This window comes from Actinotalea endophytica (assembly GCF_025717005.1).
Classification (GTDB): domain Bacteria; phylum Actinomycetota; class Actinomycetes; order Actinomycetales; family Cellulomonadaceae; genus Actinotalea.
Genome location: NZ_JAOVZU010000003.1, coordinates 38,407 through 58,691, shown reverse-complemented (window position 1 = coordinate 58,691; position 20,285 = coordinate 38,407). Strand labels below are relative to the sequence as shown.

18 protein-coding genes, 1 tRNA gene and 1 other RNA gene are annotated in these 20,285 nt (G+C 72.1%); 11 read left to right on the top strand and 9 right to left on the bottom strand.

Annotated features, from left to right (window positions below; translation table 11 throughout):
* Positions 1 to 71: 71 nt before the first annotated feature.
* Positions 72 to 1,238 (bottom strand): PucR family transcriptional regulator, encoded by a 1,167-nt coding sequence (locus OEB99_RS05810; RefSeq protein ID WP_263508951.1) that lies wholly within the window; start codon positions 1,236 to 1,238, stop codon positions 72 to 74.
* Positions 1,239 to 1,453: 215 nt separating this feature from the next.
* Between OEB99_RS05810 and OEB99_RS05805 the strand changes: the two genes are divergently transcribed.
* Positions 1,454 to 2,131 (top strand): hypothetical protein, encoded by a 678-nt coding sequence (locus OEB99_RS05805; RefSeq protein ID WP_263508949.1) that lies wholly within the window; start codon positions 1,454 to 1,456, stop codon positions 2,129 to 2,131.
* A gap of 90 nt (positions 2,132 to 2,221) precedes the next feature.
* On the opposite strand, the gene aceE is transcribed toward OEB99_RS05805, so the two are convergent.
* Entirely contained in the window at positions 2,222 to 4,945 is a 2,724-nt protein-coding gene (gene aceE, locus OEB99_RS05800) for a pyruvate dehydrogenase (acetyl-transferring), homodimeric type (protein WP_411910670.1), read from the bottom strand.
* A 270-nt stretch (positions 4,946 to 5,215) separates the two neighbouring features.
* Between aceE and OEB99_RS05795 the strand changes: the two genes are divergently transcribed.
* The 8 genes from OEB99_RS05795 (at position 5,216) to OEB99_RS05760 (ending at position 11,698) form a co-directional block, all read left to right on the top strand.
* A complete protein-coding gene (locus OEB99_RS05795; protein ID WP_263508946.1) occupies positions 5,216 to 5,629 on the top strand; it encodes a DUF3052 domain-containing protein in 414 nt (137 codons plus the stop codon).
* A 59-nt stretch (positions 5,630 to 5,688) separates the two neighbouring features.
* Positions 5,689 to 5,762: transfer RNA gene (locus OEB99_RS05790), tRNA-Val, on the top strand.
* Positions 5,763 to 5,806: 44 nt separating this feature from the next.
* Complete coding sequence (locus OEB99_RS05785) at positions 5,807 to 6,787, top strand: aldo/keto reductase (protein ID WP_263508945.1); 981 nt, start codon at positions 5,807 to 5,809, stop codon at positions 6,785 to 6,787.
* A 46-nt stretch (positions 6,788 to 6,833) separates the two neighbouring features.
* Positions 6,834 to 8,024 (top strand): Nif3-like dinuclear metal center hexameric protein, encoded by a 1,191-nt coding sequence (locus OEB99_RS05780; RefSeq protein WP_263508944.1) that lies wholly within the window; start codon positions 6,834 to 6,836, stop codon positions 8,022 to 8,024.
* Positions 8,021 to 8,755 carry a zinc ribbon domain-containing protein gene (locus OEB99_RS05775; RefSeq protein ID WP_263508942.1) on the top strand — a complete coding sequence of 245 codons (735 nt, stop codon included), beginning with the start codon at positions 8,021 to 8,023 and terminating at the stop codon, positions 8,753 to 8,755. Before OEB99_RS05780 ends, OEB99_RS05775 begins: the two co-directional genes overlap by 4 nt.
* Entirely contained in the window at positions 8,752 to 9,453 is a 702-nt protein-coding gene (locus tag OEB99_RS05770) for a histidine phosphatase family protein (protein WP_263508941.1), read from the top strand. The genes OEB99_RS05775 and OEB99_RS05770 overlap by 4 nt, the downstream gene beginning before the upstream one ends.
* A gap of 25 nt (positions 9,454 to 9,478) precedes the next feature.
* An RNA gene (gene rnpB / locus OEB99_RS05765) (RNase P RNA component class A) lies at positions 9,479 to 9,857 on the top strand.
* A gap of 107 nt (positions 9,858 to 9,964) precedes the next feature.
* Complete coding sequence (locus OEB99_RS05760; RefSeq protein ID WP_263508938.1) at positions 9,965 to 11,698, top strand: RHS repeat-associated core domain-containing protein; 1,734 nt, start codon at positions 9,965 to 9,967, stop codon at positions 11,696 to 11,698.
* Positions 11,699 to 12,227: 529 nt separating this feature from the next.
* Here OEB99_RS05760 and OEB99_RS05755 read toward each other — a convergent pair.
* From OEB99_RS05755 to map, 5 genes are all read right to left on the bottom strand, one after another.
* Positions 12,228 to 12,653, bottom strand: coding sequence for a hypothetical protein (locus OEB99_RS05755; RefSeq protein WP_263508937.1), 426 nt, complete (start codon positions 12,651 to 12,653; stop codon positions 12,228 to 12,230).
* A 277-nt stretch (positions 12,654 to 12,930) separates the two neighbouring features.
* The gene (locus OEB99_RS05750; RefSeq protein ID WP_263508935.1) at positions 12,931 to 13,617 is read right to left on the bottom strand and encodes a hypothetical protein; all 687 of its coding nucleotides are present in this window, start codon (positions 13,615 to 13,617) and stop codon (positions 12,931 to 12,933) included.
* Positions 13,618 to 13,662: 45 nt separating this feature from the next.
* A complete protein-coding gene (locus OEB99_RS05745; protein ID WP_263508934.1) occupies positions 13,663 to 14,658 on the bottom strand; it encodes a hypothetical protein in 996 nt (331 codons plus the stop codon).
* 370 nt (positions 14,659 to 15,028) lie between these two features.
* A complete protein-coding gene (ppgK, locus tag OEB99_RS05740; RefSeq protein WP_263508933.1) occupies positions 15,029 to 15,802 on the bottom strand; it encodes a polyphosphate--glucose phosphotransferase in 774 nt (257 codons plus the stop codon).
* Positions 15,799 to 16,692 (bottom strand): type I methionyl aminopeptidase, encoded by an 894-nt coding sequence (gene map, locus OEB99_RS05735; RefSeq protein WP_263509429.1) that lies wholly within the window; start codon positions 16,690 to 16,692, stop codon positions 15,799 to 15,801. Before map ends, ppgK begins: the two co-directional genes overlap by 4 nt.
* A gap of 43 nt (positions 16,693 to 16,735) precedes the next feature.
* Here map and OEB99_RS05730 point away from each other — a divergent pair, with 43 nt between their 5' ends.
* Complete coding sequence (locus OEB99_RS05730; protein WP_263508931.1) at positions 16,736 to 16,912, top strand: SPOR domain-containing protein; 177 nt, start codon at positions 16,736 to 16,738, stop codon at positions 16,910 to 16,912.
* A gap of 62 nt (positions 16,913 to 16,974) precedes the next feature.
* Here the strand turns inward: OEB99_RS05730 and OEB99_RS05725 are convergent, their stop codons facing one another.
* Both OEB99_RS05725 and panB read right to left on the bottom strand, forming a co-directional pair.
* Positions 16,975 to 18,015: an endonuclease/exonuclease/phosphatase family protein gene (locus OEB99_RS05725; RefSeq protein WP_263508930.1), complete on the bottom strand. Its 1,041-nt coding sequence runs from the start codon at positions 18,013 to 18,015 to the stop codon at positions 16,975 to 16,977.
* Positions 18,012 to 18,833, bottom strand: coding sequence for a 3-methyl-2-oxobutanoate hydroxymethyltransferase (panB, locus tag OEB99_RS05720; protein WP_263508929.1), 822 nt, complete (start codon positions 18,831 to 18,833; stop codon positions 18,012 to 18,014). Before panB ends, OEB99_RS05725 begins: the two co-directional genes overlap by 4 nt.
* Positions 18,834 to 18,942: 109 nt before the next feature.
* Here panB and glnA point away from each other — a divergent pair, with 109 nt between their 5' ends.
* Positions 18,943 to 20,280, top strand: a complete 1,338-nt coding sequence (gene glnA / locus OEB99_RS05715) for a type I glutamate--ammonia ligase (protein WP_263508928.1) — start codon at positions 18,943 to 18,945, stop codon at positions 20,278 to 20,280.
* Positions 20,281 to 20,285 lie beyond the last annotated feature (5 nt).

Genomic DNA, 20,285 nt, shown 5'->3' with positions numbered 1-20,285 from the left:
ACTCTGCCCATAACGCTCCGGATCTCCGGCCAACGACGGCCACAAGAAACCCCGCGAGGCTTGTGCGGAACCTACAACGTCCGTGCCGCTTCGAGCCGTCCGACGGCGAGCGCGATCGCGAGCACGAAGCTCTCCCGTGCGTCGAGCGGGTCCCAGCCGGTCACCTCGGTGACCTTGCGGAGCCGGTACCGGACCGTGTTCGGGTGCACGTACAGCACACGTGCCGCGGCCTCGAGCGAGCGGCCGTGCTCGACGTGCGCGGCGAGGGTCTCCAGGAGCGAGCCCCCGGCGGCGGCGAGCGGCTCGTAGGCCTGCTCGACGAGCCGGCGCCGGGCGGCGGCGTCGCCGATCAGGACGCGTTCCGGCAGCAGGTCGTCGGCGTGCACCGGCCGTGGGGCCGAGGGCCAGGCCGCCACGGCCGAGAGGCCCGCGAGCGCCGCCGCCGCGGATCGGCCCGCGTCGGTGATGCTGCCGACCGAGGGCCCGAGGACCACCGGCCCGGGACCGAAGCGGTCGACGATCCCGGCGGCCGCCTCACGCAGATCGCCCTCGCCACCGAGCACGACCACGAGCCGGTCGCCCTGGATGCCGACGAGCGCGTCCCCGGCAGCGCGCCGCGCGGTGCGTCGCAGCTCGCCGACCTGGGCCTCGTCCAGGAGCCCCGAGGTCCCGGCCATCACGAGCACCGAGCCGGTGCCGGTCCACCCGAGCGCCGCGACCCGGGACCGCAACGCGTCATCGGCGTCGCCGCGCACCAGGGCGTCGACCACGAGCGCCTCGAGGCGTGCGTCCCAGGCGCCGCGGACCTCGGCGGCACGGGCGTAGACCTCGGCCGCCGAGAACGCGACCTCGCGGGAGTAGCGCAGGACGGCTTCGCGCAGGTCGCGTTCCGAGCCCGGCGCGGCGAGCCGGTCGCTGTGGTCCTCGACCACCTCGACGATCACCCGGACCAGCTGGAGCGTCTGCTGCAACGAGATCGAGCGGGTCAGCTCGGGCGGGGCCGCGGCGAAGATCTCGCCGGCGCCGTGCGGTGGAGTGGCCGGGTCGGAGAACCACGACGTGAAGCTCGAGATCCCGGCCTGCACCACGAGCCCGACCCACGAGCGGTCCTCGGCGGGCAGGGCGCGGTACCAGGGGAGGCTCTCGTCCAGCTTGCGCATCGCGGCCGCGGACAGCAGCCCGGTGCCGTCGTGCAGCCGACGCAGCGTGTGCGTGTCCCGCTGCGCCGTCGTAGCCATGCGCGCAGCATAGGCCGGGATCGCCTACCTACGGGAGCGGGGGGGGGGGGGGGGGCGCCGCAGCGGGCGGTCTCCCCCCCCCGCCGGGGCGGGTGGGGGGCGCCCCCCCCCCCCCGCCCCCCCCCGACCGGCACGGTGCGGCCGCCGGGCGCGCCGCAACGTCCCGGCAACCTGGCCGCCGCGTGGTGCGCACCCACGGCGGCTATGGTCGAGGCATGGCACTGCTCGAACGGCTGCGTCGCCTCGTCCTGGGCCCGCCCCCTGCCACCACCGTCGGAACCCGCCGTCCCACGACGGCCGCGCCGAAGCCGGGAGTGGCACAGGAGGACCGGCTGCGCGCCCGGCTCGTGGCGGACCCGAACGATGCGCGCTCGTTCGGCGCGCTGGCGGAGATCGTGCGGCGGCACGCCGCCGAGGCGACGACCGAGGACCCGCTGACCGCCCCGGCCGAGCCGGAGGAGCGCCAGCGTGCGGCCGACCTCGCGGTCTGGTCACTCGCCGAGGAGCTGGCCGGCAACCCGAAGGCCTGGTACCCGCTGATCGAGCTCGCCCGGCTCTCCGTCGATGACGACCGTGAAGGCGCACTGCGCCGGCTCGCGACCGCGGCCGAGCGCGACCCGTCGGGCAAGGCGCTGACCGAGGGGCTGCAGGTGCTCCGCGAGTCGGGCCTGCCGGTCGAGGCGCTCGGGCTCGGCGTCGGCCACTGGCGGGTGCGCGAGCAGGATCCCGCCGTCGGGCGCCAGCTCGTGCTCGCTGCGCTCGAGGCCGAACGGCCGGCCGAGGCGCGGCACCACCTCGAGGCGTTGCGTCTGCACCCCAACGAGGCCGCGGTGGCCGCGCTCCAGGACGAGCTCGGTCCCGCCGTCGAGCGCGCCGAGCGACGGGCCGAGTAGCCGCTCGCCCCCGGCCGTCGCACGCCGGGAGACAACGCCGCGGGGCGGCCACCCCGCAGGATGACCGCCCCGTCGGGGTCGTTCAGCGACTCACGCGTCGCCGCCGGCCGCGCCGGAGCGACCCGCCCGGACGTCGTGCAGCTCGTACTTCGCGATCGCCTGCGCCGGGACGTCGCCGCCGACCTCGCCGCGCGCGGCCAGCATCTCGAGCGTCCGGACCACCATCGAGGGCCCGTCGATCTTGAAGAAGCGACGCGCCGCGGCCCGCGTGTCGGAGAAGCCGAAGCCGTCGGCGCCGAGCACCTCGAAGTCGCCCGGGACCCACTTGCGCACCTGGTCGGCGACCAGGTGGTTGTAGTCCGAGGTCGCGACGAACGGACCCTGCGCGTCGCGCAGCTTCTGGGTCAGGTACGCCGTGCGGGACTCGGCCTCGGGGTGCAGGAAGTTGTGCTGGTCGGTCGCGACGCCGTCGCGGCGCAGCTCGTTCCAGGACGTCACCGACCACACGTCGGCCTGCACGCCCCAGTCGGCCGCGAGCAGCTCGGCGGCCTCCAGGGCCCACGGCACACCGACGCCCGAGGCGAGCAGCTGCGCCTTCGGGCCTTCGCCCTGGGCGCGGTGGACCCGGTGAAGGCCGCGCAGGATGCCCTCCACGTCCACGTCCGCGGGCTCGGCCGGCTGGAGCATCGGCTCGTTGTAGACCGTGAGGTAGTACATGACGTTCGGGTCGCGCCCGTCGTCGCCGTACATCCGGTTGAGCCCGTCGCGCACGATGTGCCGGATCTCGTAGCCGTAGGCCGGGTCGTAGTGGACGACGGCGGGGTTGGTCTGCGCGATCAGCGGGGAGTGCCCGTCGGCGTGCTGCAGGCCCTCGCCGGTCAGCGTGGTGCGGCCGGCGGTCGCGCCGACGATGAAGCCGCGGGTCATCTGGTCGCCGGCCGCCCAGAACTGGTCGCCGGTCCGCTGGAAGCCGAACATCGAGTAGAAGATGTAGAACGGCACCATCGGCTCGCCGTGCGTGGCGTAGGAGGTGCCGACGGCCTGGAACGCCGCGGCCGAGCCCGCCTCGTTGATGCCGGTGTGCAGCACCTGACCCTGCTGGGACTCCTTGTAGGAGAGCATCAGGTCCGCGTCGACCGAGACGTAGTTCTGGCCGAGCGTGTTGAAGATCTTCGCGGTGGGGAAGATCGAGTCCAGGCCGAACGTGCGGGCCTCGTCCGGGATGATCGGCACGATCCGGTGGCCGAACTCCTTGTCCTTCATCAGGTCCTTGAGGAGCCGGACGAAGGCCATGGTCGTGGCGACCGCCTGGTTCCCCGAGCCCTTCGCGAGCACGTCGTACGAGCTCGCCGGGGGCAGCGTGACGGCCTTCACGGGCACTCTCCGCTCGGGCACGAAGCCGCCGAGGACCTTGCGCCGGGCGAGCATGTACTGGATCTCGGGGGAGTCCATGCCCGGGTGGTAGTACGGCGCGTTGAACGGGTCGGCGAGCTGCTCGTCGCTGATCGGCAGGTGCAGGAAGTCGCGCAGCTGCTTGAGGTCGTCCTGCTTGAGCTTCTTCATCTGGTGGGTCGCGTTGCGGCCCGCGAACGACTCACCCAGGCCGTAGCCCTTCACCGTGTGCGCGAGCACGACGGTGGGCTGTCCGGTGTGCTCCACGGCCGCGGCGTACGCGGCGTACATCTTCCGGTAGTCGTGACCACCGCGCTTGAGCGCCCAGATCTCGTCGTCGGTCATCTTCTCCACGAGCGCCTTGGTGCGCGGGTCGCGCCCGAAGAAGTGCTCGCGGATGTAGGCGCCGTCGTTGGCCCGGAACGTCTGGTAGTCCCCGTCCAGGGTCTCGTTCATGATGTTGACCAGCGCGCGGTCCTTGTCGGCGTTGAGCAGCACGTCCCAGCCGCGCCCCCAGACCACCTTGATGACGTTCCAGCCGGCGCCACGGAAGTAGGCCTCGAGCTCCTGGATGATCTTCCCGTTGCCACGCACCGGGCCGTCCAGCCGCTGCAGGTTGGCGTTCACGACGAAGGTCAGGTTGTCCAGGCCCTGCTGCGCCGCGAGCTGCAGCATGCCGCGGCTCTCCGGCTCGTCCATCTCGCCATCGCCCAGGAAGGCCCAGACGCGCTGCTGAGAGGTGTCCTTGATGCCGCGCATCTGCAGGTACTTGTTGAACCACGCCTGGTAGACGGCGGACGCCGGGCCGAGACCCATCGACACCGTCGGGAACTCCCACAGGTCCGGCATCAGCCGCGGGTGCGGGTACGACGACAGCCCACCGTGCGGCGAGGAGACCTCCTGGCGGAACGAGTCGAGCTGGTCGGCGGTGAGCCGCCCCTCGAGGAAGGCCCGGGCGTACACACCCGGGGCGGCGTGGCCCTGGAAGTAGACGTGGTCACCACCGCCGGGGTGGTCCTTGCCGCGGAAGAAGTGGTTGAGACCGACCTCGTACAGCGTCGACACCGACGCATAGGACGAGATGTGGCCACCGACCGCGATGTCCGGGCGCTGCGCGCGGGTCACCATCACGGCGGCGTTCCAGCGGATCAGCCGGCGGTAGAGCCGCTCGGTCTGCTCGTCCCCGGGGAAGTAGGGCTCCTCGTGCACGCCGATCGTGTTGACGTACGGCGTGGTCAGCGAGGTCGGGATCGCGACGTTGCGCGTCCGCGCCTGCCGCAGCAGCGACAGCAGCACGTAGCGGGCTCGCGGACCACCCCGCTCGTCGATCAGGGAGTCGAGGGCCTCGAGCCACTCGTTGGTCTCTTCGGGATCGAAGTCCGGGACCTGGCTGAGCAGTCCATTGATCAGCGGCCCGGTCATCTCGTTCCTCGCCACCAGGGCACCTCACCTCTCATGCGTCCCGCGCGCTGCCGGTCGGCCCCGCGGTCTCTGTGCCCCGCGGGACGCGTTCGGCGCCCTCGCGGTCGTCCGACCATTCTCGTCATGCGGGCGGGTCGTGTCACACCGAACGCGTCGGCATGGACACAGCGTGGCACTTGCCAGGCCGACGGGGGATGCTGTGGGCTTGGCCCAGGAACGGTGCACCACCAGGGAGCGCCGCGGCCCGGAGACCGAGAGGAACGCGCACCCGTGGGAACGACCCCGCCGAACGGCGAGTCGCACAAGCAGCTGGGCTTCGAGCCCGGCCAGGTGGTCCAGGAGTTCGGCTACGGCGAGGACGTGGACGAGGAGGTGCGCGCGACCATCGCGGGCGCCACCGGCCAGGCCCTCGAGGACGAGGACTTCGACGAGGTCGTCGACGGCGTGGTGCTGTGGTGGCGCGACGACGACGGCGACCTGACCGACATGCTGCTGGACGTGCTCACGGCACTGGACGACGGCGGGCTGGTGTGGCTGTTCACGCCCAAGGCCGGCCGCCCGGGTGCCGTGCCGCACGCCGAGATCGAGGAGGCGGCCACCACGGCCGGCCTGCACGCGATGAGCACGGTTGCCGTCGGAGCGGAGTGGTCCGGCACGCGCCTGGGGACCCGCAAGGGCCGCTGACCTGGCCTGACCTGCTGGTCGGCACCGGTCGGCGTGGCCCGCGACGGTAGGCTCCGCACGGGCCTGTAGCTCAGTTGGTCAGAGCGCCGCGCTTACACCGCGGAGGTCGTCGGTTCGAGACCGGCCGGGCCCACCCGAGCCCTCGCGGGCAGCCCCGACGCGGGGTTGACTGGGGCGGTGCGCTACGCGACCGGCCCCGGCGACCCGACTCCTGTCCCGATCTCCGTGATCGGCCTCGGCACCTGGCAGTTCGGCTCGTCCGAGTGGGGCTACGGCGTGGACTACGAACGGCGCACCGCTGCGCTGGTGCATCGGGCGATCGACCTGGGCGTCACCCTGATCGACACGGCCGAGATCTACGGCCGTGGTCGCAGCGAGCACCTGGTCGGCGCGGCGATCGTTGAACGACGCGACGAGGTCGTCCTCGCCACCAAGATCTTCCCGGTGATGCCGATCGCGCCGGTCGTCGAGCAACGCGGTGTCGCGAGCGCGCAGCGTCTGGGTGTCCGGCGACTCGACCTCTACCAGGTCCACCAGCCGAACCCGCTGGTCGGGGACCACCGCACCATGCCCGGGATGCGCGCGCTGCAGGACGTCGGCCTGGTCGACCAGGTCGGCGTCAGCAACTACTCGCTCGAGCGGTGGAAGGCCGCCGAGGCGGCCCTCGGGCGGCCCGTGCTGTCCAACCAGGTCCAGTACTCGCTCGCCCAGCGGGCGCCCGAGGAGGACCTCCTGCCGTACGCCGTGGAACGCGGGCGGCTGGTGATCGCCTACAGCCCGCTCGCCCAGGGACTGCTCTCCGGCCGCTACTCCGCCCAGGACCCGCCCCCGGGACGGGTCCGCCGGATCAACCCGCTGTTCCTGCCGGAGAACCTCGAGCGTGCTGCGGCCCTGCTGGCCGTGCTGCGCGAGGTGGCGGACGCGCACCAGGTGACGATGTCGCAGGCCGCGCTCGCCTACCTGGTCGCCCACCCCGGCGTGGTCGCGATCCCGGGGGCGTCGAGCGAGGCTCAGGTGGAGGCGAACGCTGCGGCCGGCGACATCGTGCTCGCCCCGGACGAGGTCGGCGCGCTCGCCGACGCCGCGCGCGACTTCGTCCCGGTGCGCGGCGCACGGGCCATGGTCCCGTTGATCCGGGCCGGCCGGGCCCGTCGCTGAACCGGGCCGGGAGAGCGAGGGCTCGCCGATGGGTAGCGTTGCGGCCGTGAGCCCGACCCTCGCCGACGTCGTCGGCCTGCTCGAGTCCTGGTTCCCGCCCGCCACCGCGGAGTCGTGGGACGCGCCCGGGACGGTCTGCGGGGACCCGTCGGCCCCGGTGCGCAAGGTGATGCTCGCCGTCGACCCCACCGCGGCCGTGGTCGAGGAGGCACTCGACTGGGGTGCGGACCTGCTCTTCACCCACCACCCGCTGTTCCTGCGGCCGGTGCACTCGGTCGCCGCGACCACGTACAAGGGTGCGCTCGTGCACCGCCTCGTGCGCGGCGGCTGCGCGCTGCACGCGGCGCACACCAACGCGGACGCCGCCGAGGGCGGCGTGGCCGACGCGCTCGCGGACCTGATGGGTCTGGTCGGTACCCGCCCGCTGGTCCCGCTGCCGGGAGCGGCGGTGGACAAGATCGTGGTCTTCGTCCCGGTCTCGCACTCCGAGGCGGTGCTGGACGCGATGGCCGCCGCCGGGGCCGGCAACCAGGGGGCGTACTCCCGTGCGGCGTTTCGGGTCGAGGGCACCGGCACGTTCCTGCCGGGGGCGGACGCCCGGCCGGCGATCGGCACGCCCGGGACGATCGAGTCCGTCGCCGAGCACCGGCTGGAGATGATCGCGCCGCGCTCGGCGCGGGCCGCCGTCCTGCGGGCCATGCTCGCCGCGCACCCCTACGAGGAGGTCGCGTTCGACGTGATCGAGCTCGCCGTGCCACCCGCGGGGATCGGAACGGGGCGGGTCGGCGAGCTCGCCGGGCCGACGACCCTGCGCGCGTTCGCCCAGAAGGTCGTCGACGGCCTGCCGCACACGGAGCACGGTGTCCGGGTCGCCGGCGACCCCGACGCGACGGTGCGGACCGTCGCCGTCGTCGGAGGCGCAGGTGACTCGCTGTTCGACGCGGTGCGCGCCAGCGGCGCGGACGTCTACGTGACGGCCGACCTGCGCCACCACCCGGCGTCGGAGCTGCGCGAGCGCGCCGCGCTCGAGGCGGGCAGCTCCGACCCCGCGACCGGCACGCCGTACCTCGTCGACGTCTCGCACGCGGCCAGCGAGTGGCCCTGGCTCACCGGCACGGCGAGCCGGCTCGAGGCCGCCGTGACCGAGCGGTGGGGCACTACGGTGGAGACCCGGGTCAGCACGCTGCGCACCGACCCCTGGACGTTCCGCCTCGACCCTTCCGGAGAACCCCAGTGACGACTGCACCCGTGGCCGACCAGCACCGCCTCCTGGAGGTGCAGGCGCTCGACACCCGACTCCAGCAGCTCGACCACGCGCGTCGCACGCACCCGACGCGCGCCAGGATCGCGGAGCTCGAGCAGCAGGTCGGTGAGGCGGCCGAGGCGCTCGCGGCCGGCCGCACCACGGTGGGCGACGTGCGTCGTGAGCTGGCGAAGGCCGAGGCGGACGTCGAGCAGGTCCGCACCCGGGCCGAGCGCGACCAGGCCCGCATGCAGGCCGGCGGCAGCATGAAGGACGTCCAGGCGCTGTCCGCCGAGCTCGACGCCCTGGCGAAGCGCACCGAGGCGCTCGAGGAGATCGAGCTCGAGGTCATGGAGCGGCTCGAGGCCGAGGAGGCGACGCTCGCCGAGCGCGGCGCCACCCACGAGCGGCTCGCCGCCGAGCTGGCGTCGGCCCAGCGTGAGCTCGACGCCGCGATCGCGGTGCTCGACGACGAGGCCCAGCAGGTCACCGCGCAGCGCGCGCAGAAGGCCGACGGCCTGGACAGCGGCCTCGTGGCGCTCTACGACCGGCTCCGCGGACAGCTCGGTGGCCTCGGCGTGGCGGCGCTGCGGGGCAGGACCTGTGAAGGGTGCCGGCTGGAGCTCAACCCGAGCGACGTCGCCCGGATCACGGCCGCGCCGGACGACCAGGTGCTGCGGTGCGAGGAGTGCGGCCGGATCCTCGTGCGCGGCGCGGCACGGTGACCCTGCCACCTCTGCGTGAACGCCGGCCGTCCGGCTCGGCCATGCGGTTCGACGACGCGGAACCGGCGACCGTCGTCCTGGTCCGGCACGGCGAGACCGAGGCGACCGTGGCACGGACCATGTCGGGCTCGGCGGCACCGGGACCGTCGCTGAGCTCTGCCGGGCGGGTTCAGGCGGCGCGCGCGGCCGACCTGGTGTTCCGGATCGGCCGCGAGCACTGGACGGACCTGCCGCACCCGGACTCCGTCGTGTGCTCGCCGCTGGCCAGGACCCGGCAGACCGCGACCGCGATCGGGCGACGGCTCGGCGCGAACCTGCGCGACGACCCGCGAGCGCGGGAGTGCGACTTCGGCGACTGGGAGGGCCGGACGCCGGGTGAGATCGAGGCCGCGACCCCCGGGGCGATGCGCGCCTGGTTCGCCGACCCGGTGTTGCGGGCCCCGGGCGGCGAGTCGCTCGTGGATGTCGGCGACCGGATGACCGACCTGCTCGACGAGCTCGGTGCGGCTAACCGCGGCCGCAGCGTGGTGCTGGTGGCCCACGTCATGGCGATCCGGGCAGGTGTCGGGCGTGCTCTGGCGATGCCCGCGCCGGCATGGGGCGGCCTGCGGATACCTGCGGCCTCGGTGACGATCCTCCGGCTCTGGGCCGACGGCGACCGTGAGCTCGTCTGCCTCGGGGTGCCGCCGGACCTGTGACCGGTGGGTACGCTTGACCCGCGGATGAGTCGGCCAGGCGGTCGCGTCGGAGGTAACTCCGCCGAGGAACGTCCGGGCTCCGCAGAGCAGGGTGGTGGGTAACGCCCACCCGGGGTGACCCGCGGGACAGTGCCACAGAGAACAGACCGCCCCCGACGCCTCGGCGTCGGGAGCAAGGGTGAAACGGTGGTGTAAGAGACCACCAGCGTGCCGGGTGACCGGTGCGGCTCGGTAAACCCCACCCGGAGCAAGGCCAGACAGGGAGCGTTCGAGGGCTGCTCGCCCGAGCTCCCGGGTAGGCCGCTGGAGGCGTGCGGCAACGTACGTCGTAGAGGGATGGCCGCCACCTGAGCGGGGGCAACCCCGCGCAGGGACAGAACCCGGCGTATCGGCCGACTCATCCGCCCTCCGGGTGTTGGCCTGCGTTCAGGCGGCGAGGTGCGGTCGGCAGTCTGCAGTCCCCACCACGGTCAACCGGCAGACCGAGGGCGGGTACTCCACCGATCTGACGATGGCCTACGCCTATGACGAGTTCGGCAACCCGACGTCGGCGACCGACACGGTCAGCGGGGACCGGCAGTGCTACGCCTATGACGCGTTGGGCCGGTTGACCTCGGCGTGGACCGCGGCCGGGTCGGAGTGCACTGCGCCGGGGTCGTGGTCGGATGTGGGCGGTCCGGCGCCGTACTGGCAGGACTACACCTACACCGCGTCCGGTGATCGTTCCACGGTCGTGGACCACGCCGCCGCGGGTGTGGCCACCTCGACGTACACCTACCCCGCCGCCGGTGGAGAGACCACCGGGGACCCGACCACCAGCGGCGAGCCGCTGCACGGGGTCGCGGGCGTGGCCACGACCGGCGCCGCCACGGCCAGCGCCGCGTTCAGCTACGACCAGGCCGGCAACCTCACGGTCCGCACGATCGACGGGACGACCCAGAACCTCACCTGGGACGCGGAAGGCAAGCTCACCGAGATCTCCGAGCTCGCGGCGGTGGGCGGCGGGGTGGATGCGTCGTTCGTGTACACCGCGGGCGGGGACCGGTTGGTGCGTACCCAGGGCGGGGCGACCATGGTGTACCTGCCCGGTGGGCAGGAGATCACCGCGAGCGACGGTGTGGTCAGTGTCCAGCGCAGGTACACGTTCAACGGGGTCGCGGTCGCGGTGCGTACCGGGGGCTCACCGGCGCAGGTGTGGTCGTTGGTGTCCGACCCCCATCAGAGCGCGACGATGGCGATCAACAACGCGGCCACCCCGTCCGAGCCGGTGGTGGTGCGCCGGCTGGACCCGTGGGGCAACGAGCGCGGCACCACCACCGGGGGGATCTGGCCCACGGACAAGGGGTTCTTGGGCAAGCCGGTCGACGCCTCGGGGCTGGTGTCGGTCGGCGCCCGCTACTACGACCCGCTCTTCGCCCGGTTCATCTCGGTCGACCCCGTGATGAACCTGGCCGACCCGAACCAGTGGGCCGCGTACGCGTACGCCAACAACAACCCCGTCACCAACTGGGACCCGTCCGGGCTGCTGAACATGCGCTTCGACGGGGGCGGGTACTCCAAGGGATACACCGGGCCAGAGACGACTGGCGGGGCGCAGGCGGATGACGCGCCGCGGCCGTCCAAGCGGGCAGACTTCCGATCGTTCCGGAGCGGCGAGCGGGCGATCTCCGCTTCCTACGCGCTCCTCCAGAGGTGGGCCCGAACGCCAGACGCGCGACGCTTCGTCAACTTCGGTCAAGAGAGCCCAGTGGCCTGGAACTACACCGCAGAGCTCTCCATCAAAGCTGCTGGCGGCGACGTCGGCGACATCGCAGAACTCGATTGGTGGGCCTCATCCAGCTGGGACGGCGCACAGATGACGATTGGCCTCGCCAAGATGGGTGTCAACTTCCGACCGGGCGGTCCCTGGGATGCCAAGGTGCCACTCGGCGAAACTTTCGATGTCACCGATGAGGCGTCGTCCTGGTTGGCGTTGGAGGATGGGTCCGAGGTCAACTACGACGTCTTCGGCAATGTCACCCACGGATTTCTCTGCGACAGTTTTGGACTTTCCGAGGACAACGCGATCGCCGCTTCGCACGCGAGAGGGGCCGGTGATGACACGAGCAGCATCGACGATCCCGCTATTGTGTTGGGCTACTCCATGTTCGAGAGCCTCGGAGCCGACATGACACTCGAGGACTACAGGGCCGCTATTCATGAGGCCGCGAACGCCGGAGCGCTTGGTGAGCGGTGGAGAGGATGAGCCACGTGAATGCCAATACAAATCATAGGAAGTTGCTTCATGAACCCTGACCGACCGCCATGGATGGTGCGAGCGTGCGGCTCGTGGCTTTTGCGCGCGATTGTAGTTTGTGGCACGGTCGCGGTGCTGGCCCTGCATCAGTCGATGGTGGCGAGCCCACACAACCTGTGGCTGGCCGTCGCGTACCCTGTAGTGGCGTTTCTCAGCGCTCCTCTCGGGGTGTGGTTGATCCTGTTCTGCGAGAAGTCGTGGCAGATGCGACTACTTGGGGCCGTCGCCGTTGCGGTGGGATCCGTTGGCAGCCTGCTCGGAGTGGGTCACCTCCTAGGTCTCCTCTTTGTGCTGTAGGAGGAACGCTCTCGGCTACTTGCCGCGGGGAGGGTGGTTCGTCGACGTCGGGGGACATGCCGGCGCGGGCAGGGACCGGTTGGTGCGCACCCAGGGCGGGGCGATCACGGTGCACCTGCTCGGTGGGCAGAAGATCACCGCGACCGTCGGTGTGGTCAGTGGCGGCCGTGGTGTATCCCACCTACCCGTTGGGACCCGGTTCTCCGGAAGACTGCAACGTCGACGGACACGCTCTGTCAGCCGCCACGTACTCGAGATACTCCTCCACGCTCATCTGCTGTCCGTCAACGAGGAAGGCGTCGGCAGGCAACGCTTCAAGATCGTCGCGGGACGCGTAGAACTCGCCGCCGACGCCCGAGCCATACGAGCGAGCATTTGTCCGCACCGCGAGCCCATACTCCGCCGCTTCGCGGTAGTCGCCCGTGGCGATGCCCCAGTCGCGCTCATCGAATCTGACGATGGCGAGGTTCCCTGGCGTGCCCGTATATCCGTAGCCACTCCAGAGCGGCTCCCCGTGCGACCCGTCGGAAAGGCTGTACACCTCTGCCGACTCGGGCTTCTCGGCCGAGAACGTGGCCACGATCATCACGGCGACACCGGACTCCATCCGCAGTCCTACCGGCATGGCCCTGGGATCGGACGGCACACAAGCACTCAGGGCCAGAGACGCGGCAACGGCCGCGAGTGCGACGTGTCGTCTCCTCAGCACGCGTACGCGCCTCTCCGTAGGCCGGCCTGGATCTCAACGCCCGGCCAACGCTGTACGTCGCTCAGGGTCTGGGTACTCACGTGACAGAACTACGACGTGCATCCGATGTGTCAGAGCGACTCGGCGACGTCGATGCCAGCAGTCACGGCCGCTCCGGGCTTGGCCCCGCTGCGCCTCAGTTCTTCTCGTCCTCGTCGGTCCGCAGGTGGTCGGACCACTCGCAGAACCCCTCGACCCCGAGCCGGTAGAGGATGAGAACGAGGGCCACGATCACGGGGACCCCGACAATACCCAGGATCGGAACGCTCGCGACGAGGAAGGTGGCGAGCGCGGCGCCGCCACTCGCCACGACGATCTCGGGACTGAGCTCGGCGACGGCGACACCTCCCTTGCGGGCGGACGACATCGCCTCCTCGACCTTCGCGCGGATCGCGGGCTCACCGCAGATGTAGCGGCGGACCGCCCGAGCGAAGTACCCGAAGAAGCCGGTCTCCCACCCCGCGTCGGCCGCGAACTCGTACGTGGACCACGCCCGCACGTGGGGCTCCTCGGCGGCCACCTCGGCCTTGATCGCCTCGAGTGCTGCGTACTGCCAGGTGGCGGCTCGCTCGGGCTCGTCGAACTCCTGCTCGCTGGCGACGAGGTCCCAACGTCGGTACGCCCCTGTCCGGGCCGACGGCGTGTCCACGACGGTGGACTCTGCGAACGGATCCTTGAGCGACACGCCCACGAGGCGCCCGAGACGGGTCGCCGCGTGGACCGCGTCGGGGGCGTCCGCGACGTCGGCCAGGCTCTGGCGATACTCGACCGTCGCCAGGGAGCCGAGCGATTCCAGCCCTGCACGGAACTCTGAGTCGTCCACGATGCACACCACCAGTCGTCCGTCCCGGGCCCTGCCGGCCCGGGCTCACGTCGAAGGGTCGAAGCCCCAGAGGCCGCCGAGCAGGTCGTCGAACTCCCGCGGCGTCCAGATGCACGTCGCGAGGTCGAAGTCGCACCGGGCGACGCTCAACGGTTCACCCGGAACCCAGACGATCGCGCTGGGGCCGGTCCGGGTGGTCGAGGCCCACGCGATCGAGTACGCCCCCGCGTCGTCGACGGCGATGCCGAGCGCGTCCTCGGGAAGCAGGTAGTACCCACCGTCGCCCGCTGCCATCCAGCGCACGGTGTACCCGGTCAGCAGGGTGGGGTCGTGCTGGTCCAGCGCCGCGGCGTTCTCGTCCTTGAAGAAGACCGCGAGGAGTGCGGGGCGGTCGGCGAAGTCGCTGTACGTCTGGGCTGCGGCCAGGCCGATCGGCGCGACCAGCGTGAGCACGAGCGCTGCGCGGGACCCTGCGCGCACGAAGCGGAACAGGGCCACGGTGATCGGGCGGGCGGTACCTCGCCGCACCACGGTGGCGAGCCGCAGGAAGACGAGTGCTGCGCCGGCACCGATGACGGCGAACAGCAGCAGGGTGCCCGCGTAGGCGGCGGAGAGCAGGAACTCGCGGTCGCCCGCGGCGTGCGCCTCGTAGTTGTAGACGTAGTTGACGAAGTAGAGCGCGATCCACGCGACGGAGACGCCGACGATGTCGAGTGCGCGGCGGAAGTCCGCCTGGCGCAGGGCCTCGATGGAGTCGGGCTCGAGCTCGACGTCCTTCGGCGCGAACAGCCGCGGAGACATCACGAGCAGGATGTAGAGGCCGACCGGGACGATCGCGGTGAGCGCGGCGAGAGCGATGTTGAGCGGCTGGGAGTGCAGCACGATGAACGTCGCCGCGGGAAGGTCGAACCGCGCCATCAGGAGGATCAGGCCGATCGCGAGCAGAGCCGTCCCGCCGCCGATGAACGCCAGGATCCCCTGGACGAGCGACTTCGCGCGGGGCCAGTCGGGCCGGAGCGGGGGCCACGGCGGGAGGTCCACGGGCGGCGGGGTCGGGCGCCCAGGTGGCGCCGTCGGGGGTGGCGCGGCTGTCCCTGACGGCACCCCGGGAGGACGGGGCGGCAACCCCGGCGGGAGCGGTGGTCCGCCCGGCGGCCGGGGCGGTCCGGCACCCGGCTCGGGCTGCGCTGCGCCGGGCGTCGGGGTCGAGGGGGACGCGTGGGCGGGAGTCCGGTTGCTCGGTTGCGGGAGGGCGTCGTTGCGTTCTGGCATCGCCGAACACCTCCGGTGTAAACCCGGTTGCGGCCAGCGTAATCCGTTGCAGGTGCGGGGAACAGGCTCCCGACCCCCGTTGTGGGGGCGCGCTACCTCGGGCCGGACGTCCGCGGCGTGGGTGTGGACCGGCGGAGCGTCAGACCTTCGCGGCGTGCGCGGCCAGCGCGGCCGCGCCGATGATGCCGGCATCGTTGCGGAGCTCGGCCGGGACGATCGGCGTGCGCAGGTCGAGCAGCGGCAGGAACTTCGCGTGCTTCTTGCTCACCCCGCCGCCGACCACGATGAGGTCCGGCCAGAGCAGGTCCTCCAGGTGCCGGAAGTAGCGCTGCAGGCGTTCCGCCCAGCCCTCCCAGGACAGCTCGTCGCGCTCGCGCGCGCTCTCCGCGGCGCGGGACTCGGCGTCGAACCCGTCGAGCTCGAGGTGGCCCAGCTCGAGGTTCGGGACCAGCGTGCCGTCGACCACCATGCACGTGCCGATCCCCGTGCCGAGCGTGGCGATCAGCACGGTGCCTGCCTCGCCGCGCGCCGCGCCGTACAGCGTCTCGGCGTAGCCGGCGGCGTCTGCGTCGTTGACCGCGTGCACCGAACGGCCGGTCGTCTTGGCCACGACCTTCTCGACGTTCGTGCCGATCCACGAGTCGTCCACGTTCGCCGCGCTGCGGGCCACCCCGTGCTGGATGACCGCCGGGAACGTCACGCCCACCGGGATGTCCTTGGGCAGGTCGAACGAGTCGACGACCTCGGCGACCGCGGTGGCGACCTGCTCGGGGGTCGAGGGCTGCGGCGTCGGTACCCGGACCCGGTCCGCCGCGAACTCGCCGGCCTTGAGGTTGACCGGCGCCCCCTTGATGCCGCTGCCGCCGATGTCGATGCCGAACGCGCCGGTGTGGTGCTTCTTCGAGGTGCTCATGGCAGGGTCAGGATCTCCGCTCCGGTCTCGGTCACCACCAGGGTGTGCTCGAACTGCGCGCTGTACGCCCCGTCCGCGGTCACGACGGTCCAGCCGTCGTCCCACATCTGCCAGTCCGGCGTACCCAGGTTGAGCATCGGCTCGATGGTGAACACCATCCCGGGCTCCATCACCCGGTCGTGGTAGGGCGCCGCGTCGTAGTGCGGCACGACGAGCCCGGAGTGGAACGCCTCGCCCACGCCGTGCCCGGTGAAGTCACGCACCACGCCGTACCCGAAGCGCTTCGCGTACTTCTCGATCACCCGGCCGATCACGTTGATCTCCCGGCCCGGTGCGACCGCCTTGACACCGCGCATCAGCGCCTCGTGGGTGCGTTCGGTCAGCAGCCGCGCCTCCTGCGACGGCTCCCCGGCGAAGAACGTCACGCACGAGTCGCCGTGCACGCCGTCGAGGTAGGCGGTGACGTCGATCTTGACGAGGTCGCCGTCGGCGAGCACCGTCGAGTCCGGCACGCCGTGGCAGATCACCTCGTTGATCGAGGTGCATGACGACTTCAGGTACGGGACCTGGTTCGGGTGCGGCTGGTAGTGCAGCGTCGACGGGTACGCGCCGTGGTCGCAGAGGAACTCGTGCGCGACCCGGTCCAGCTCGTCGGTGGTCACGCCGGGCGCGACGTGCCGGCCCGCCTCGGCGATCGCCTGCGCCGCGATCCGCCCTGCGGCGCGGATCCGCTCCACGGTCTCGGCGTCCTTGACGTCGGACGCGGTGATCGTCTCGTGGTCGCGACCCACGTACTCCGGGCGGGGGATGCGCGCGGGAACGGAACGGACGGGGGAGACCGTCCCCGGCTGGAGCGCGCCCCGGGATGCGTGCGCTGGCATGGCTGGCAGTCTACGGATACGGGGTGGACGCACGACGGGACGGGAGGTCCGCGTGGCGGAGTACTGGTTCAACATCGAGACGCGGCAGGTCGAGGTCGGCCACCGGAGTCCCTGGGACAAGCTCATGGGCCCGTACCCGACCCGTGAGGCGGCCGAGCGGGCTCTCAGCACGGCCCACGAGCGCAGCGACGCGTGGGACGAGGCCGACCGGGAGTGGCGCGAGGAGTGAGTGCGCCGCGTGCAGATCGGCGCTGATCGGCGCTCACCCTGCCGGCCCCTGCCGGCCCGCGCTCACCGTCGGTCCAGGACCGCCTCCAGCGCGCGGTGGTCGGTGCCCGGCGGCGGTTCGAGCACCGCGGCGCGGACCACGTCCCAGGTGTCCGGGTCGACGAGGATGTGATCGATCGGGCTCGCCAGGGACCTGGGGAGCTGCGCCGGCCACGTGCCGACACCCGCGACGCCGGCCTGCGCCGCGACGTCCACGCAGCCGCCCAGGTCGGCGAGCATCGGGTGGTCGAGCGTGCTGTTCAGGTCGCCGGCCGCGATGCCGCCCGGCGCGGCCGAGCACGCGTCGACGACCCACGACGTCGACGCGCGCCACACGGTCAGGGCGGGGTTCACCGGGGCGAGGGTGTGCGCCGCGGTGATGGTCGGACCGCTGCCCGTCGCGGTGAAGCTCGACGCCGGCCCCGCCTCCGTCACCTGATAGGCACCGAGGCTCGCTGCGACGAGCAGGGACGTGGTGCCGTTCCGGCTGCCGGTCCCGGTGGTCGCGAGCACCTGGTACTCGCGGCCGTCGGCGTCGAGCAGGGCCGCGGCGCCGCGCGCCGTCTGCTCGTCGGTCTCGGGCAGGGAGACCACGTCCGCGCCGCGCGCGGCGACGAACGCGGCGAGCTGCTCGGGCGAGAGCGAACCCTGCGTGTTGAGCACGAGCACGACGAGGTCGCCGTCCAGCGGCGCCGGGTCGGCGCCGAGCATCCCGGTCGTGCCGCGAGCGGTGAGCACGGTGGCCTCGGTGGCCGCGAACACCGTGAGCCCGGTCGCCAGGACGGCGAACGCCCGAGCCGCGGCGCGGCTGCGCCGGCGCAGACGGAGCGACACGACGGCGCCTACCACGGCGCCGAGCAGCCCGACCGCCGCCAGCAGCCCGCGCAGCGCGACGAGCTGCGCCACCGGCGTGACCCCGGACCAGGGCCCCGGCACCACGAGCGCGAGCCCCGCGAGCGTGACCGCCAGCGCTGCCAGCGCCGCGACGAGGTTCAGCCCGGCTCTGCTCCCTGCGCCGGCCTCGGTCCCGGGCCCGCGACCGGCGGGTTCGTCAGCGGCCGTCACGCGTCGAACGAGTGCTCCGCGTCCGGGAACGTCCCGGCGCGCACCTCGTCGCCGTAGGCCCGGGCCGCGTCACCGAGCACGCCACGCAGGTCCGCGAAGCGCTTCGCGAAGCGGGGCGACCAGGATCCGAGCCCCGCCATGTCCTGCCACACCAGCACCTGGCCGTCGCACGCGGCGCCGGCACCGATCCCGATCGTCGGGATCTCGAGGATCTCGGTCACCCGCTCGGCCAGCGGAGCCGGAACCATCTCGAGGACCACGGCGAACGCCCCGGCCTCCTGCAGGGCGAGCGCGTCGTCGCACAGCGCGTCGGCGGCCGCGTCACCCCGACCCTGGACCCGCTTGCCGCCGAACGCGTGCTCGGACTGCGGCGTGAAGCCCAGGTGCCCCATCACCGGGACGCCCGACGAGGTGAGCAGGTGGACCTGCTCGGCGACACGCCGGCCGCCCTCGAGCTTGACCGCCTGCGAGCCGGACTCCTTCATCACCCGCGTCGCCGAGGCGAACGCCTGCTCGGGCGAGGCCTCGTACGACCCGAACGGCAGGTCGGTCACGACCAGCGCGTGCTGCGCGGCGCCGGCCACGGCACGCGCGTGGTGGATCATCTCGTCGAGCGTGACGCTCAGCGTGTCGGGGCGGCCGAGCACCACGTTGGCGAGCGAGTCGCCGACCAGCAGCACGTCGATCCCCGCCTCGTCGAAGAGCGCGGCGACCATCGCGTCGTACGCCGTGAGCATGGTGATCCGCTCACCGCGCTCCTTCGCCTGGCGCAGGTGGTGCACCCGTACGCGACGGGGGCGGTCGGCGGTCGTGGGCATGGTCGCTCCAGCTCGCGGGAGGTGCTCGGAACGACGTCACCCTAGCCGGGCCCGTCCCGTGCGCGCGTCCGGGTGCCGAGCGGGCCCCGACGTGCGGCAGGATGAGTCCATGGACAGGCAGCAGGACTTCGTGCTCCGCACCGTCGAGGAACGGGACATCCGCTTCATCCGGTTGTGGTTCACCGACGTGCTCGGCATCCTCAAGTCGGTCGCGATCGCCCCCGCCGAGCTCGAGGCGGCGTTCGGCGAGGGCATCGGCTTCGACGGCAGCGCGATCGAGGGACTCACCCGGGTCGTCGAGTCGGACATGCTCGCCAAGCCCGACCCGTCGACGTTCCAGGTGCTTCCCTGGCGCGGTGACCGGCACGGCACGGCGCGCATGTTCTGCGACATCCAGACCCCCGACGGCGAGCCGTCGCCGGCCGACCCGCGCTGGGTGCTCAAGCGGACGCTCGCCAAGGCCAGCGACCAGGGCTTCACCTTCTACGTGCACCCGGAGATCGAGTTCTACCTGTTCGAGAGCCCGGCGGAGCCGGACCTGCCGCTGGTCCCGGTGGACTCGGGCGGCTACTTCGACCACGTCCCGCGCGGCACCGGCCACGACTTCCGCCGCGCCGCGATCTCGATGCTCGAGTCGATGGGCATCTCGGTCGAGTTCTCCCACCACGAGGCGGGGCCCGGCCAGAACGAGATCGACCTGCGCTACGCCGACGCCCTGACCACAGCGGACAACGTCATGACGTTCCGGACCGTGGTCAAGGAGGTCGCGCTGGAGCAGGGGCTGTACGCGTCGTTCATGCCGAAGCCGATGGCCGACCAGCCGGGGTCGGGCATGCACAGCCACCTGTCGCTGTTCGAGGGCGACCGCAACGCGTTCCACGAGCCGGGCGCGGACATGGAGCTGTCCGCCACGGCCCGCAAGTTCATCGCCGGCCTGCTGCGCCACTCGGCGGAGATCACCGCGATCACCAACCAGTTCGTGAACTCCTACAAGCGGCTGTGGGGCGGTGCGGAGGCGCCCAGCTACATCTGCTGGGGGCACAACAACCGGTCGGCCCTGGTCCGGGTCCCGCTGTACAAGCCGGGCAAGGGCAACTCGAGCCGCGTCGAGTACCGCGCGGTCGACTCCGCGGCGAACCCGTACCTGTCCTACGCGATGCTGCTCGCGGCCGGGCTCAAGGGGGTCGAGGAGAACTACGAGCTGCCCGACGGTGCCGAGGACGACGTGTGGGAGCTGACCGACGCGGAGCGCCGTGCGCTCGGCATCGACCCGTTGCCCGCGTCCCTCGACCAGGCGATCGCGGTGATGGAGAAGTCGGAGCTGGTCGCCGAGACCCTCGGCGAGCACGTCTTCGACTTCGTGCTCCGCAACAAGCGGGCCGAGTGGGACGCCTACCGATCGCAGGTCACGCCGTTCGAGCTGAAGCGGTACCTGCCGATCCTGTGAGGGCG

Bases quoted from the DNA above. Each gene is read 5' to 3' on its own strand.
- OEB99_RS05810 (WP_263508951.1), bottom strand. From the start codon at position 1,238: ATGGCTACGACGGCGCAGCGGGACACGCACACGCTGCGTCGGCTGCAC.
- OEB99_RS05805 (WP_263508949.1), top strand. From the start codon at position 1,454: ATGGCACTGCTCGAACGGCTGCGTCGCCTCGTCCTGGGCCCGCCCCCT.
- OEB99_RS05755 (WP_263508937.1), bottom strand. From the start codon at position 12,653: ATGGAGTCCGGTGTCGCCGTGATGATCGTGGCCACGTTCTCGGCCGAG.
- aceE (WP_411910670.1), bottom strand. From the start codon at position 4,945: ATGACCGGGCCGCTGATCAATGGACTGCTCAGCCAGGTCCCGGACTTC.
- ppgK (WP_263508933.1), bottom strand. From the start codon at position 15,802: ATGAGCACCTCGAAGAAGCACCACACCGGCGCGTTCGGCATCGACATC.
- panB (WP_263508929.1), bottom strand. From the start codon at position 18,833: ATGCCCACGACCGCCGACCGCCCCCGTCGCGTACGGGTGCACCACCTG.
- OEB99_RS05760 (WP_263508938.1), top strand. From the start codon at position 9,965: ATGGCCTACGCCTATGACGAGTTCGGCAACCCGACGTCGGCGACCGAC.
- glnA (WP_263508928.1), top strand. From the start codon at position 18,943: ATGGACAGGCAGCAGGACTTCGTGCTCCGCACCGTCGAGGAACGGGAC.